Here is a 14,775-nt window from a genome sequence, read left to right on the forward strand (position 1 = left end):
GCGTGAGTGCCCCCACGCGCGTCACGGCTCCGCTGCGGATCGGGCCGTACACGTCCGGGACCCCGGTCGTGCTGGCCCCGATGGCCGGCATCACGAACCCGGGGTTCCGGCGGCTGTGCCGCGAGCAGGGCGAGGGCTTCTACGTCTGCGAGATGATCACTTCGCGGGGCCTCGTGGAGCGCAACCCGCTCACCTTCCGGATGATCGAGTTCACCCCGGACGAGCACCCGCGCTCCATGCAGCTCTACGGCGTCGACCCGGCGACGATCGGCGCCGCCGTGCGCACGGTCGTCGAGCGCGACCTCGCCGACCACCTGGACCTGAACTTCGGCTGCCCCGTCCCCAAGGTCACCCGCCGCGGGGGCGGGGCGGCGCTGCCGTTCAAGCGGAAGCTGCTCGCGAACATCGTCCGCGCGGCGGTGGACAACGCCGCGGGCAGGCCCGTCACGATCAAGATGCGGATCGGGATCGACGACGGCGTGCACACCTATCTCGACGCCGCGCGGATCGCCGTGGACGCCGGGGTCGCGGCCGTCGCGCTGCACGCGCGCACCGCGGCCCAGCGGTACTCCGGGACGGCCGACTGGTCCGCGATCGCCCGGCTGCGCGACGCCGTCCCCGCGTCGGTCCCGGTGCTCGGCAACGGCGACATCTTCTCGGCCGCGGACGCGCTGGCGATGGTGGCCCGGACCGGATGCGACGGCGTCGTCGTCGGGCGGGGGTGCCTCGGCAGGCCGTGGCTGTTCGCCGATCTCGAGGCCGCGTTCGCCGGTCGGCCGCTGCCCGAGCCGCCGACCCTCGGACAGGTGTGCGCGACGCTGCGCCGGCATGCCGCGCTGCTCTGCGCGCACCTGGGCGAGCACAAGGGGATCCGGGACGTCCGCAAGCACATCGCCTGGTACCTCAAGGGATTCGCGGTCGGGTCCGAGACCCGGCGGCGGCTCGGGCTGGTGTCGTCGCTGGACGAGCTGGACGAGCTGCTCGCCACGCTCGACCCGCACGAGCCCTTCCCGGCGGACGCCGAGGGGCCCCGCGGGCGCCAGGGTTCACCCGCCCGCGTCGTGCTGCCCGAGCGGTGGCTCGACGATCCGGACGACCCGTCCGTGCCGTTCGGCGCTGAGCTGGACCACTCCGGCGGGTAACGGGCGGCGGCACGCGGGCCCGCCCGGCAGCCGTCGACCCGGCCGGCCCGGCCGCTCGCCCGGCAGCCGCTTGCACGCCACCGCTCGCCCGGTCGGCTGACACCCCGCTGCCCTCTCGCCCGCCGAGCTTCGTAAGCTCCGGACCCGGGGGCGGGAAGGATCGTGAAGATCCGGACCGCCCTTCGTGTGTAGAGACGTCGCCGTACGAGCTGCACGAGGAGGTGGAGTGGAGTCGGACCCCAACCGCGCGCGGCGCTCCCCCGCCGACGGGCCGGTACCCGGCCGTGGCGACGCCGACCGGGCCTTCGACGAACTCCTCCGGCGTCACGCCGTCGTCGGCCCGCGGCGCAGCGGGCATCGGCCGGTCCTCGCGGACGGCCAGGCCGACGGGCTCTCCGCGAACGGCGGGGCTCCACGCGACGGCCGCTCCACCAACGGGCACGGCCGACACACGAACGGGCACTCCACCCACGGGCGCGGCCGGCACACGAACGGGCACTCCGCCAGTGGGCACGGCGCATCCGGACGCGTGAGCGGCCCGCCGGACGGGCACGCCCCGAACGGGTCCACCGCGAACAGCCGTACGCCCCGCAACGGGCACACCGCCGATGCGCGCCCGACCACCGCACCGCCCGCAGGCCGCGGCACGTCCCGGCACGCCACCGATGCGGACCTGACGAACGGGCGCGCCGCGCGCCACGGCGACGCAGGCTCGGCGAACGGTCGCCCCGCCCGCCACAGCGACGCAGGCTCGGCGAACGGCCGCCCCGCGCGCCACAGCGACACAGGCTCGACGAACGGCCGCTCCGCGCGCCACAGCGACACAGGCTCGACGAACGGTCGGTCGGCCCGCCGGGGCGATCTCGGTCTCCCGGCCGACGGCGGCGGCCCGGGGGCCGGTCGCGGCGTAGCGGGTGGTCTGCCGATCGGTCGCGGGCCAGGGAGCGAGCCCCGGGCCGCCGGCCGCCCTCGGGCGGGCATGCCCGAGCCGGACGGCCCGGGCGCCCCCGACGGCGGTCACGATCGGCCAGCGCACGGCCGCGGGCGCCGGTCGCGGACGGCCGCCAGGCCCGCGGGGCGGCCGGAGGGTACGGGCCGCCACGGACACCCCGGAGAGGCGACGCACGGCCATGGCCCGGACGGCCGTGCTGCCGAAGCGCCGGCATCCGGGCGTCACACCGGCACCTCCCGCGCGGACCGTCCGCGCAACGGACACGGCCATCCGAGCCGCCGACCCATGACCGACCCCGGGCGAACGGGCCAAACGGGAAACAGGACGTCCCACACGGGCCGTTCGCTCGAAGTCGGGGAACCGCCGCGCGACCGCCCACTCGCCGGCGGGGCGGCCACGCCACCCCCCGGTCGCCCGGCAACCGCAACCGGCGGGCGCACTGCCCCACCAGCGGCCGCCCCCGCGGTCGCGCCACCCCCCAGCCACCCGGCCCCACCGGCCGCCGGCCCAGCGGTCACGCCATCCGTGAGCCACCCGGCCCCACCTGCCGGGCCGAGGCCGGTCACCCGCGCGACCCCGCCACTCCATGTCGGCGCACCACCGACGGGCACCGCGCGAACGGCCCGGAGGGGAGATCGTTCCTCCCACCCCGGCCGTTCGCCCGGCGCCGGGGAGCTTCTGCGCGGGCCCGCGGCCGGCCCGCAGACTCGCGGCCGCAACGGTCGCCCCACGAACCCGCCCCAGGGCCACCCCACAGGGCTCACGCCCAACGGCCACCCCACGAACCCACCACCCAACGGCCACCCCACAGCCCTCGCGCCCAACGGCCACCCCACAGCCCTCGCGCCCAACGGCCACCCCACAGCCCTCGCGCGCAACGGCCACGCCGCGAAACCCCCGCCCAACGGCCACCCCACGGGGGCACCGCCCACCGGCTCCACCCCGACCTCGCGGCCCGGCCGCATCCCCCCCGACGTCCGCTCCCCGCACGGCACGTCGGCCGGTCGCGCGCCCGGGCTGCTCCCCGGGCGCGCGGCCGGTACCGAAGCGGCCCCCCGCGGCCGCGTCGCGCCCACCACGGCCGTCCCCGAACTCGACGCCCGCCGTCGGGCCGCCCGCGGAGCCGTCGATGACAGCCCCGCAGACGCCCACGCGACCCGCGACCGTCGAAGGACCGGCGACCTCCCACCGGACGGCGCCGCTGCGCCCGGTGCCGTACCCACCCGCGAGGCCGCCGAGCCGGACGCCGGCGCTCCCCCGGAGGCACGCGCCGATCAGCGCCCCGACACCGCCGCCCGCCGCGCCGACCGCGCCGACCGCGCCGACCGCGCCGACCGCGCCGACCGCGCCGACCGCGCCGACGATCGGAGCGACACCGACGATCGCAGCGACACCGGCGAGGGCCGCGACACCGTCGGCGGGACGCCCGACTCCGACGACCCCACCCCCGGTCGCCTCGGCACCTCGTACGCCGCCCGCGCGGCCCGCAGGCTCCGCGACCGGCTCCGTGGACCCGCCCGCGCCGCCACCCGGGTCGGCACCAGGCTCGGCATCACCCCCCGCGTCGCGAAGATCGCCGTCGTCGTCCTCGCGGGCCTGATCGTCCTCTCCACCGGCACGGCCGCGACCTCCCGTTCCTGGCTGGACGCCGCCGTCACGCAGGCGAGCGCGCTGGACCCGCAGTCCCCGACGATCCGCAACGCGGACGCCCAGGCCGGGGACGAGAACGTCGTCGTCCTGACGGCGGACTTCCCCCGGGCCGGGGCGGCCCCCGACCCGCGCGTCGCAAGCCTCGTCGTGGCGCACGTGCCGCGGGACTCGGACAGCGTGGTGGCACTGTCGCTCCCCGCGGACCTGGAGATCAACCGGCCGCCCTGCGAGATGTGGGACCCGCAGGCGCGCACGTACCGGGACCAGACGATCCCCGCCGAGGTGCGCACGACGCTGATCAGCGCGTTCGAACTCGGCGGCCCGCGGTGCACGACGAAGGTGGTGCAGCAGCTCACGGGCCTCGCGATCAGCCGGTTCGTCGCGGTGGACCGGGCAGGGGTGGCGGAGATGGCGCGCGTGGTGGGGGTCGACCCCTGCCCACCGGGCCCGGCACCCACCACGGACGGGGAACGGATCGAGCGCGAGCACGGGCAGCTGCGGGCCGTGCTCTCCCGGACGCTCTCGATCGCGGGTCTGCTGGCGCCGCCGCAGGTCGCGTCGCTGCACGGGACGTTGCCGTCGGCGGTGCTGGCCGACCAGGTGGACCTGGGCCGGCTGCTCGGCGTCGCGGAAGCGCTCGACGACCTGGACGCGGACCGGATCACCTACGCAGCGGCGCCCGTCCAGCCCACCGCGAACGCCCGCGGGCACAGCGAGCTGCGCGAGGCCGAGGCGAGCACGTTGTTCCGGGCGATCCGCGAGGACACGTCGCTGCCTGCGCCTGCGATCCGCGCGGCGGGCACGGCGCTGCCCGGGCCGGGCGACGTGACGGTGGACGTCTTCAACGCGTCGGGCCGCGACGGGCTGGCCCGCGGGGTGGCCGGGCAGCTCGCGGATCTGGGGTTCGGGGTGGACGAGGTCGGCAACGCGGCGGACACCGAGGCGTCGACGGTGATCACGTACTCGCCGGACCGCGCGGCGGGTGCGGAACTGCTGCAGACCAGCATGCCTGCGGCGTCGCTGGTGCCCGAGCCGTCGGCGAGCGGCGTGCTGGAGCTGACGTTGGGCAGCGACCTCGACGAGGCCGCGGATGGCGCGGTCCGGCCGCCGGGCGACCCTGCGACGATCACGGTCGCCACCCAGACTCCCGGCTGCTCGTGATCACCTCCGGACATTCACCGTTCATCCTGGGTTCACGGTCTGGCGCTGCCCCCAGCGGACGGACGACCTAGGCTCACACGCATGCGTGATGTCTATCTCGCCCAGCTGGACCGACTGGCGGACACGCTCGCCGGCATGTGCGACCGGGTCGCCGAGGCGATGCAGCACGCCACGCAGGCACTGCTCAACGCCGACCTGCAGCTCGCCGAACAGGTGATCAGTGACGACGTTGGCACGGACGAGCTGCGCGCGGCCGCCGAGGAGCAGGCGTTCGCGCTGCTCGCGCTGCAGGCGCCGGTGGCGACGGACCTGCGCGTCGTGGTGTCCGCGATCCACGCCGCCGGAGACATCGAGCGGATGGGCGACCTCGCCCTGCACGTCGCGCAGGCCGCCCGGCGCAGGCACCCGAGCCTGGTGCTGCCGGATGAGGTCGCACCGTACTTCGCCGAGATGGGCCGGGTCGGCGTTGCGCTCGCGCACAAGGCCGCGGAGGTCATCCGGTCCCGCGACGCCGAGGCCGCCACCGAGCTCGAGGCCGATGACGACGCGATGGACGATCTGCACCGGCACATGTTCACCGTGCTGATGGACCGCAACTGGTCCCACGGGGTGGGCCCCGCCGTCGACATCACGCTGCTCGCGCGCTTCTACGAGCGCTACGCCGACCACGCGGTCGCCGTGGCCCGCCGGATCGTCTACGTGGTGACGGGCCGGATGCCGGGCCCGCTCACCGTCTGACGGCAGTGGCGGCCCCACCGCTGGCCACCCAGCTCGACCAGCTCGGCGAGTGCGTCGCCGGCATGTGCTCCGCCGCCTCGACGGCGCTCGCCCACGCCACCAGGGCGCTCGTCGAGGGGCGGGAGCGCCTGGCCGCGAAGACGGCCGAGGGCGATCCGGAGATCACGCGGCTGCGCGAGGAGACCGAGCGGATCGCCTCGGAGGCGCTCGCGATCCACAGCCCGGTGGCGGGCGACCTGCGCACGGTCGTGGCCGCACTGCGCGCCACCAGCGACGCGGACCGCATGGCGAGGCTGGCACAGCACGTCGCCGCGGCCGCGGTCCGCCGCACGCCCTGCGTGCCGGCCGAGGTGGCACCAGCCTTCCGGGAGATGGGCCGCGTCGCCGTGGACCTGGGCCGCAAGGCGGCCGAGGTGGCTCGCAGCCGCAATGTCATCCTGGCCGTCGAGCTGGACGCCGCGGACGACGCGATGGACGAGCTGCACCGGCGGATGTTCGCGGTGATGATGCACCCGAGCTGGCCGCACGGGGTGGCGGCGGCCGTGGACGCGACGCTCCTGGCGCGCTACTACGAGCGGTTCGCCGACCACGCCGTGAAGATCGCGCACCTCACCGTGTACGCCGTCACCGGCGGCGAGCCCGAGGCGCTGTCGCTGTAACGCGGCCGCACCCCGGGCTCGCCCGGCGCGGGGCGGATCAGCCGAATCGGCCGGAGACGTAGTCCTCGGTCGCCTTCTTCTTGGGCTGGGAGAAGATCGCGGTGGTCTCGGCCATCTCGACGAGCTTGCCCGGCTTGCCGGTGCCCTCGATGTTGAAGAAGCCGGTGTAGTCGCTCACCCGCGCGGCCTGCTGCATGTTGTGGGTGACGATGACGATCGTGTACTCGGTCTTCAGCTCGTTGATCAGGTCCTCGATCGCGAGAGTGGAGATCGGGTCGAGCGCGGAGCACGGCTCGTCCATGAGCAGCACGTCCGGCTGCACGGCGATGGCGCGGGCGATACACAGCCGCTGCTGCTGCCCGCCGGACAGTCCGGATCCGGGCTTGTCGAGGCGGTCCTTGACCTCGTTCCACAGGTTGGCGCCCCGCAGCGACCTCTCGACGAGCTCGTCGAGGGCGTCCTTGCGCATCTTCTGGCTGTTGAGCCGCAGGCCGGCGACGACGTTCTCGTAGATCGACATCGTCGGGAACGGGTTGGGGCGCTGGAACACCATGCCCACCTGGCGCCGGACGCCGACGGGATCGACACCCGGGCCGTAGAGGTCGGTGCCGTCCAGCTCGAGCCTGCCCTGGACGCGCGCGCCCGGGATGACCTCGTGCATGCGGTTGATCGACCGCAGGAACGTCGACTTGCCGCAGCCGGACGGGCCGATGAGGGCGGTGACCTGGGCAGGTCGGATCTCCATGTCGACCCCCTCCACCGCGAGGAAGGTGCCGTAGTAGATGTTGAGGTTCTTCGCCTCGATGCGCTTGGCCACTTGCCGTCCTATCGGGTCTTCGGGGCGAACACTCGGGCGATGACGCGGGCGAGCAGGTTCAGCCCCATCACGATGATGATCAGGACGAGCACGGCCGTCCATGCTCGGTCGATGAAGGCTTCGCGCGGGATGCCGGGGGTCGCATAGGAGTAGTAGGCGAACACCGGCAGTGTGGCCATGCGGCCGTCGAACGGGTTGAGGTTCACCCCGGTGGCGATGCCGACGGTGATGAGCAGCGGCGCCGTCTCGCCGATGACGCGGGCGATGGCCAGGGTGACCCCGGTGGCGATGCCCGCGATGCTCGTCGGCAGCACGACCTTGAGGATCGTCCGCCACTTCGGCACGCCCAGCGCGTACGCCGCCTCGCGCAGCTCGTTCGGGACGATCTTGAGCATCTCCTCGGTCGCCCGCACGACCACCGGGATCATGAGCACCGACAGGGCGACGGCGCCGATGAAGCCGAAGCGGGCGCCCGGTCCGAGGATCAGCGTGAACAGCGAGATGGCGAACAGACCGGCGACGATCGACGGGATGCCGGTCATGACGTCGACGAAGAACGTGATCGCGCGGGCGAGCCTGCCGTTGCCGTACTCGACCAGGTAGATCGCGGCCAGCACGCCCACCGGGATCGACATCAGCGCCGTGATCCCGGTGATGATCAGCGTGCCGTAGATGGCGTGCAGGCCGCCGCCGCCCGCGCCGACGACGCCCTGCATCGAGCTGGTGAAGAACTCGACGTCGAAACGCGCGAGCCCGTTGACCACGACCGTGACGATCACCGACACCAGCGGGAGCACGGCCAGCAGGAAGGCGCTCGTGACGGTCACCGTCACCAGCCGGTCCGTCGCCTTGCGCCTGCCCTCGACCACCCGCGACCAGAGGTAGATCGCGAGGGCGAACAGGACGAAGGCGACGATCACGAATCCGGGCACGTTGAACTCGGACAGCGCGAAGACGACGGACGCGAGCGCGAGCCCGGCGCCGAGCGCGATCCAGGTCGCCCCGCGGGGAAGCGTGCCCTTGACCTTCAGGGCAGGTTCGACGGGCGCGGGGACCTCGGTCCTGCCGGGGCCCTGCGTGGAGGTGGTCATCAGTTGGCCCCTGAGAACTCTTTGCGGCGGTTGATGATGTACCGGGCGATCATGTTCACGATCAGCGTGACGAAGAACAGGACCAGACCGGACGCGATGAGCACGTTCACCGTGAGGCCGCTGGCCTCGGGGAACTGCAGCGCGATGTTCGCGGCGATCGTGCCCGGGTTGCCGTCGCTGATGAGGTTGAACGTGATCCCGCCGGAGATCGACAGGATGATCGCGACGGCCATCGTCTCGCCGAGCGCGCGGCCGAGACCGAGCATCGCCCCGCTGATGACGCCCGACTTCCCGAACGGGATCACCGCCATCCGGATCATCTCCCAGCGGGTGGCACCCAGCGCCAGCGCCGCCTCCTCGTGCAGCCGGGGCGTCTGGAGGAACACCTCGCGGCTCACGGCCGTGATGATCGGCAGGATCATGACCGCCAGCACGAGGCTCGTGACGAGCATGCTCCGGCCGATCGCCGAGGCGGGACCTGCGAAGAACGGCAGGAAGCCGAGGTTCTCCTCCAGCCAGCGGGTGCTGGGCACGCTCGCCGGGGCGAGCACGGCGACGCCCCAGAGGCCGTAGACGAGGCTCGGCACCGCGGCGAGCAGGTCGACGACGTAGCCGAGAGTCTGCGCGAGGCGCCGCGGCGCGTAGTGCGTGATGAACAGGGCGACGCAGACCGCCAGCGGGGTCGCGACGAGCAGCGCGATCGTCGACGACAGCAGCGTGCCGAAGATCAGCGGCGCGATGTAGCCGGACAGCCCCTCGCCGCCCGGGATCTCGTCGGCCGGGGCCGTGAGCGCCGGGACGGCCTGGATGAGCAGGAACACCGCCACCCCGGCCAGCACGGCGAGGATGAGGATGCCGGCACCCAACGCCGCCCCGGCGAACGTGCGATCAGCCCTGCTGCGGATTCCTGCGGTGCCCTGGCGCCCGGGAGGCGCCTCGGTCGTCGTGCTCACACGTCGTCCTCTCCAGTGCCGGACGGGGCGGGGGGACGCCGGCGGCCGTCATTCATGATGACGGCCGCCGGCTCCCGCGAACAGTGGTGCGGCATCGCGGGTCCGGCTCAGGCGAGCGGTCCGCCGATGGCATCGAGCGCGGGCTGGAACTCCGCGCGCAGCTCGTCCGAGATCGGCGCCGAGCCGGCGTTCTGCGCCCCGGCCTGCTGACCCTCCGGGCTTGCGATGTACGCGATGAACGCGCGTGTCAGGTCGCCCTGGGCAGCGTCCTGGTAGGTGTTGCAGGCCAGGATGTAGGAGACCAGGACGATCGGGTACGTGCCCGAGGCCGTGGTGTCGCGCGCGAGCTCGTAGACGAAGGTGTACTTGCCGCCGCCCTGCACCTGCGGCGACTCCGACACGATCTTCGCGGCGGCCTCGGCGGACGGGCCGACGAACTCGCTCCCGACGCCGATGTTCGCCTTGCCGAGCTGGCCGACCTGGCTCGCGTCCGCGTAGCCGATCGTGCCGTTGCCGGCGCTGATCGCCCCCACGACGCCCGAGGTGCCCTGCGCGGCGGCGCCACCCGACACCGGCCAGACGCCGTCCGGCTCGAAGGTCCAGACCTCCGGCGCCACGGCGTGCAGGTACTCGGTGAAGTTCTCGGTGGTACCCGACTCGTCCGAGCGGTTCACCGCCGTGATCGCGAGGTCGGGCAGCGTGACGCCCGGGTTGTCCGCGGCGATCGCCGGGTCGTTCCAGTTCTTGATCTTCTGGGCGAAGATGCCGGCGAGGGTGGCGGGCTTCAGGTTCAGCTCGCTGACGCCCTCGAGCTTGTAGGCGATCGCGATCGGCGAGATGTAGAGCGGCAGCTCGATCACCGCATCGGGGCCGCCGCCGCAGCGCGTCTGCGCCTTGGTCAGCTGGTCGTCCTTGAGCGCGGCGTCCGAGCCGGCGAACGCCACCGCACCGTCGGCGAACTGGGTGCGGCCGCCGCCGGAACCCACCGGGTCGTAGGTCACGGTGGCGTCGGGGTTCGCACCGGTGAAGCCCGCGATCCAGGCCTGCATCGCCGCACCCTGCGAGCTCGCTCCGGCCCCCGCGATGGTGCCGGAAGCCTGCGAGCCGTCGCCACTGGGCGCGGCGGTCTCGTTGGCCGCTCCACAGCCGGCGAGCAGGAGGGCGCTCGTCGTCGCGAGTGCGGCGATGGCGGCGCGACGGGCACGCACGCCGTTGGGCATTGTGGACACTGGACTCCTCCGTCGATCGTCCTGCTGGACGCCCATGCGGCCCGGGGTGGCCGCTCGGATCGCGACGCTAAGGACCGAGGGTGGACACGTGGCCCCGATAAGGTGAACGCGAGGTGAACAGGTCACCCGGCGTGAGGGACGCAACGCCCGGACCAGGGCCGTGATCGGCCTGTGACCTGCACGGTTCCGGGCCGTGATCGGCGCGCCACGTGACGGGCGCGTGAACGGCACTCAGCGGGCGAAGGACACGTCCGTGTCCCAGTGCGTGAAGCCGAGATCGCGATACAGGCCCACCGCCGCGTCGTTGTCCGACTCCACGTACAGCATCACCTGGCGCAATCCGAGCTCCCGCAGGTGCCGCAGGCCGGCCAGCGTCAGCGCCCGGCCCAACCGCATCCCCCGCGCGGCCGGATCGACCCCCACGACGTAGACCTCGCCGATCGGCTCGTGCGGGTGATCGCCGTCACCCGAACCGTGGACCTTCGTCCAGTGGAACCCGAGGAGCCGGTCCTCGGCGTCGACCGCGAGCAGGAAACCGGCCGGGTCGAACCAGGGCTCGGACTCCCGCAGCTTCACCTGCGCGACGTCCCAACCGCCCTGTTCGGGATGCCAGTCGAAGGCCGCGTTGTTCACCGCGAGGAACGCGGCCTCGTCGGCGCCCACCACGAACGGGCGGATCTGCACGCCCTCCGGGAGCTCCACCGGGTCCAGCGGCGCGAGCAGGCTGCGCCGCATCTGCCACAGCACCCGCACGCGTGAGAACCCGAGCTTCTCCGCCAGCGCCACCGCGCCGGCGTGCTCGCCGTGCGCCCAGAGCCGCAACCGGCCACCCCGCGGGGCACCCGCTGCCGCCGTGCGCTCCAGCAGGGCCTCCACCAGCGCCGTTCCGGTGCCCGTGCGCCGGTGTGCGGGATGGACGACCAGTTCGCCGGCACCGCCCGCCACCGGATCGGTGAGGTCCAGGTGCGCGAACCCGACGAGCGGGCCGCCCGTCGCTCGGGCCAGCAGGTGCGCGGCCTGCGTGTCCCCGCCACGCCGCACGTGCAGCAGGACGTGCTCGGACAGCGGGGCCGTGCCGTCGGCGTCCGTGGCCGCGGCGACGAGCTCGCCGACCTCTCCGATCTCGGCCTCGTTCAGCCTGTCCCGCCACACCAGGTCGACCACCCGATCGACCCTACCCGGAGGTCAGGTCATGGCGCGGTGGTTGAGGTTCGCGCGGTCGGTGAGGGCCTCGACCCGGCCGTCGTCCTCTCCCCGACCGTCGTCGCCGCTCTCGTCGCTCAGCATCGCGGCGCCGCCGAGCCCGCCGCGGCTGGGCCGGACGAACTTGTAGCCGACGTTGCGGACGGTGCCGATCATCTGCTCGTGCTCAGGGCCCAGCTTCGCCCGCAGCCGCCGCACGTGGACGTCGACGGTGCGCGTGCCGCCGAAGAAGTCGTACCCCCACACCTCCTGGAGCAGCTGCGCGCGGGTGAACACCCGGCCCGCGTGCTGCGCCAGGTACTTGAGCAGCTCGAACTCCTTGTACGTGAGCTCCAGCAGCCGCCCACGCAGCCGCGCCGCGTACGTGGCCTCGTCGATGACGAGCTCGCCCAGCACCAGCGCGCCCCCGCCCGCCCCGGCATCGGCTCCCGGCCGGGAGCGCAGCAGGCGCAGTCGCGCGTCCACCTCGGCCGGGCCCGCGCCGGGCAGGAGGATCTCGTCCACCACCCACTCGCCGGACACCGCGACCAGCCCACCCTCGGTGAGGATCGCCACGACCGGCACGTCCATCCCCGTGCTGCCGAGCAGGCGGCAGAGGCTGCGGGCGGCCACGAGGTCGGTTCGGGCGTCGACCAGCACGGCGTCGTGCGGGCCGGCGTCGAGCAGCGCCGCCACCTCGGGGGCCGCGGTGCGGACGCCGTGCGGAAGCAGGGTCAGCGCCGGGAGGACCGAGCCGGGATCCGGGTCCCTCGTCAGTAGAAGGAGTTCCATACCGGTTGCTCCTCTCCACCGATCACTTCTCGGATCGATGCAGAGTACCTAACGTGCAGGCGTCCGGGGGGACGAGCGCGGCGCAGCTCACCCCCGCACGCCTCGCCAAGGCCTGCCCCGGAGGCCACCGCGGGAGCGCTCCGCTCTACCGTCAGGGGGTACGCGGTCCGCCGGAACGCCGAAGACGGTGGAGCGGGCCACGATGCCCGGAGGTCGGATGAAGCGCATGGTCATCGCGCTGCTGGTGTTCGTCGCCCTGCTCGTCGCCGCGGACTTCGGGGCGGCGGCCCTCACCGAGTCGGCGGTGTCGCGGCAGATGCGCGAGCAACTCGGCCTCGACGAGGACCCGTCCGTGCGCATCAACGGCTTCCCGTTCCTCACCCAGGCGGTCTCCGGCAGCTACCGCAGCGTCGACGTCGCGGCCCAGCGCATCCCGGTCGGCCAGCTCCGGGAGCTGGAGGTCCGCGCCCAGCTGCGCGACGTCACCGCGCCGCCGCTTGGGCAGATCCTGAGCCGCGGCGTCCGCGAGATCACGGTCGGGGAGGCGGACGGCACGCTGCGCATCGGCGCCCGCGACCTCGAACGGCTCATCCCCGGGGTGGACAAGCTGCGCATCGAGAACGTCGACGCGGACGCGCTCGAGAAGGTCGCCTCGGAGGGCGGGGACCCGGCCGTCGCCACGATCGACCCGGACACGGCCGCCCGCCTCGTCGGCACCACCACCGTGCTCGGCCAGCAGTTCGAGGTCGCCGTGATCACCGAGCTGAAGATCGTCGAGGGGAAGATCGAGATCCAGCCCCGTGACGTCAAGCTCGGCACGGACGGGCCGTCGCTGCCGTCGTTCGCCCAGCGGGCCCTGCGCAGCCTGTTCACCATCCGCATCGACCCGGGGCGCCTTCCGCTGTCCGTCACCCCCACCGACCTGCGGGCCGTCGGCGGCGCTCTGGAGGTCACCGGCCGCACCGGGCTCATCGTCATCGGCGGCACGTCCCCCTCGGGCGCGGCAGGCGGCTGATCGTCCCGCGTACCGAGATCGTGGTCCCCGCGCCCGCGGGTTGGGTTACCCTCGACGCCGTGTACTGGCCGCTGACCCGCCGCCGCGCAGTCGATCTGTGCCGCGTCGGCAGCTGCCTGTGTCACACCTCCTGACCGTCGAGTAGCCGGCCCGGCCGTGCCCGGGCCTCCTTCCACCCGTCAGGAGACGTGACGTGTCCAATTCCGCCTGCCCCGTCGACCGGGATCCGCCGGTCGACGCGCGCGGGGTCCGCTTCGCCGCCGCCGTGACCACGGCGGTGCTCGCGCTCGTCCTGGTCAGCGGCAGCGGCCTGCTGCTCGCCGCCCAGGGCGCCGTGTTCGCGCTCGGCGCCTTCGCCGGGTTGCGCTTCGCGCCGTACTCGGTCCTCTACCGCCGCTTCGTCGCCCCCCGCCTGGGTCCGGTGACGGAGCGGGAGGGCTCCGCGCCCGTGCGCTTCTCGCAGGGCGTCGGCCTCGTGTTCGCCGCCGTCGGCGCCGTCGGCTATCTCGCGGGCGCACCCCTCGTCGGGATCGTCGCCACCGCGTTCGCCCTGGTCGCCGCGGCGCTCAACGCCGCGGTCGGCCTCTGCATCGGCTGCCGCATGTACGGCCTGCTGCACCCGCTGATCACCCGCACCCACCGCCGCATCGATCGTCAAGGAGCCACCGCATGAGCCGCGAGGACGTGCTCGTCACCGCCGACTGGGCCGAGAAGAACCTCGGGACGGACGGCGTCGTCTTCGTCGAGGTCGACGAGGACACCACCGCCTACGACGGCGGGCACCTGCCCGGCGCCGTGAAGATCAACTGGACCACCGAGCTGCAGGACCCGGTCCGTCGCGACATCGTCACCAAGGAGCAGTTCGAGGAGCTGCTGTCCGCCAAGGGCATCGGCGCCGACGACACCGTCGTACTCTACGGCGGCAACAACAACTGGTTCGCCGCCTACGCCTACTGGGAGTTCCGGCTCTACGGCCACGGAGCCGTCAAGCTGCTCGACGGCGGGCGCAAGAAGTGGGAGCTCGACGGCCGCACGCTCACCGACGAGGTGCCCACCCGGGCCGCCACCACCTACACCGCGCAGGACCCCGACAACTCCATCCGCGCCTTCCGCGACGAGGTCGTGGACGCGATCGGGAACAAGAACCTCGTCGACGTCCGCTCGCCCGACGAGTTCTCCGGCAAGATCCTCGCGCCCGCACACCTGCCGCAGGAGCAGTCGCAGCGCCCCGGCCACGTCCCCACGGCCATCAACATCCCGTGGAGCGAGGCCGCCAACGAGGACGGCACCTTCAAGTCCGACGAGGACCTCCGCAAGCTCTACGCGGACGAGGGGTTCGACGAGGGCCGGGCGACCATCGCCTACTGCCGCATCGGCGAGCGTTCCTCGCACAC

Annotated in this window: 13 protein-coding genes; 7 read left to right on the forward strand and 6 right to left on the reverse strand. The window is 73.5% G+C overall.

Translation table 11 applies throughout. The features are described from left to right. Positions 1-2 precede the first annotated feature (2 nt). From dusB to phoU (AB7J25_RS12860), 4 genes are all read left to right on the forward strand, one after another. Complete coding sequence (gene dusB / locus AB7J25_RS12845; RefSeq protein ID WP_428508509.1) at positions 3-1,142, forward strand: tRNA dihydrouridine synthase DusB; 1,140 nt, start codon at positions 3-5, stop codon at positions 1,140-1,142. Between the two features lie 1,477 nt (positions 1,143-2,619). Beyond that, positions 2,620-4,905: a LytR C-terminal domain-containing protein gene (locus tag AB7J25_RS12850; RefSeq protein WP_428508511.1), complete on the forward strand. Its 2,286-nt coding sequence runs from the start codon at positions 2,620-2,622 to the stop codon at positions 4,903-4,905. Positions 4,906-4,986: 81 nt separating this feature from the next. Continuing rightward, positions 4,987-5,643, forward strand: a complete 657-nt coding sequence (phoU, locus tag AB7J25_RS12855) for a phosphate signaling complex protein PhoU (protein ID WP_428508513.1) — start codon at positions 4,987-4,989, stop codon at positions 5,641-5,643. 5 nt (positions 5,644-5,648) lie between these two features. Then, the gene (gene phoU / locus AB7J25_RS12860; RefSeq protein WP_428508515.1) at positions 5,649-6,302 is read left to right on the forward strand and encodes a phosphate signaling complex protein PhoU; all 654 of its coding nucleotides are present in this window, start codon (positions 5,649-5,651) and stop codon (positions 6,300-6,302) included. Positions 6,303-6,339: 37 nt separating this feature from the next. Here the strand turns inward: phoU (AB7J25_RS12860) and pstB are convergent, their stop codons facing one another. The 6 genes from pstB to AB7J25_RS12890 form a co-directional block, all read right to left on the reverse strand. After that, the gene (pstB, locus tag AB7J25_RS12865) at positions 6,340-7,119 is read right to left on the reverse strand and encodes a phosphate ABC transporter ATP-binding protein PstB (RefSeq protein ID WP_428508517.1); all 780 of its coding nucleotides are present in this window, start codon (positions 7,117-7,119) and stop codon (positions 6,340-6,342) included. 8 nt (positions 7,120-7,127) lie between these two features. Then, positions 7,128-8,210: a phosphate ABC transporter permease PstA gene (pstA, locus tag AB7J25_RS12870; protein ID WP_428508519.1), complete on the reverse strand. Its 1,083-nt coding sequence runs from the start codon at positions 8,208-8,210 to the stop codon at positions 7,128-7,130. Then, positions 8,210-9,115 (reverse strand): phosphate ABC transporter permease subunit PstC, encoded by a 906-nt coding sequence (pstC, locus tag AB7J25_RS12875; RefSeq protein ID WP_428508531.1) that lies wholly within the window; start codon positions 9,113-9,115, stop codon positions 8,210-8,212. The genes pstA and pstC overlap by 1 nt, the downstream gene beginning before the upstream one ends. Before the next feature lie 155 nt (positions 9,116-9,270). Beyond that, positions 9,271-10,383, reverse strand: coding sequence for a phosphate ABC transporter substrate-binding protein PstS (gene pstS / locus AB7J25_RS12880; RefSeq protein WP_428508533.1), 1,113 nt, complete (start codon positions 10,381-10,383; stop codon positions 9,271-9,273). 240 nt (positions 10,384-10,623) lie between these two features. Continuing rightward, a complete protein-coding gene (gene mshD / locus AB7J25_RS12885; protein WP_428508521.1) occupies positions 10,624-11,556 on the reverse strand; it encodes a mycothiol synthase in 933 nt (310 codons plus the stop codon). Positions 11,557-11,577: 21 nt separating this feature from the next. Beyond that, positions 11,578-12,366, reverse strand: coding sequence for a winged helix-turn-helix transcriptional regulator (locus AB7J25_RS12890; RefSeq protein WP_428508523.1), 789 nt, complete (start codon positions 12,364-12,366; stop codon positions 11,578-11,580). Positions 12,367-12,583: 217 nt separating this feature from the next. Here AB7J25_RS12890 and AB7J25_RS12895 point away from each other — a divergent pair, with 217 nt between their 5' ends. From AB7J25_RS12895 to AB7J25_RS12905, 3 genes are all read left to right on the forward strand, one after another. Continuing rightward, positions 12,584-13,381, forward strand: coding sequence for an LmeA family phospholipid-binding protein (locus AB7J25_RS12895; RefSeq protein WP_428508525.1), 798 nt, complete (start codon positions 12,584-12,586; stop codon positions 13,379-13,381). A gap of 193 nt (positions 13,382-13,574) precedes the next feature. After that, on the forward strand, positions 13,575-14,054 hold the full coding sequence (locus AB7J25_RS12900; protein ID WP_428508527.1) for a DUF4395 domain-containing protein: 480 nt from the start codon (positions 13,575-13,577) through the stop codon (positions 14,052-14,054). Then, positions 14,051-14,775 (forward strand): sulfurtransferase (locus AB7J25_RS12905; protein ID WP_428508529.1); only part of this gene is annotated, 725 nt, incomplete at its 3' end. The genes AB7J25_RS12900 and AB7J25_RS12905, both read left to right, overlap by 4 nt.

The sequence above is a fragment of the Pseudonocardia sp. genome (genome assembly GCF_050246655.1).
Classification (GTDB): domain Bacteria; phylum Actinomycetota; class Actinomycetes; order Mycobacteriales; family Pseudonocardiaceae; genus Pseudonocardia.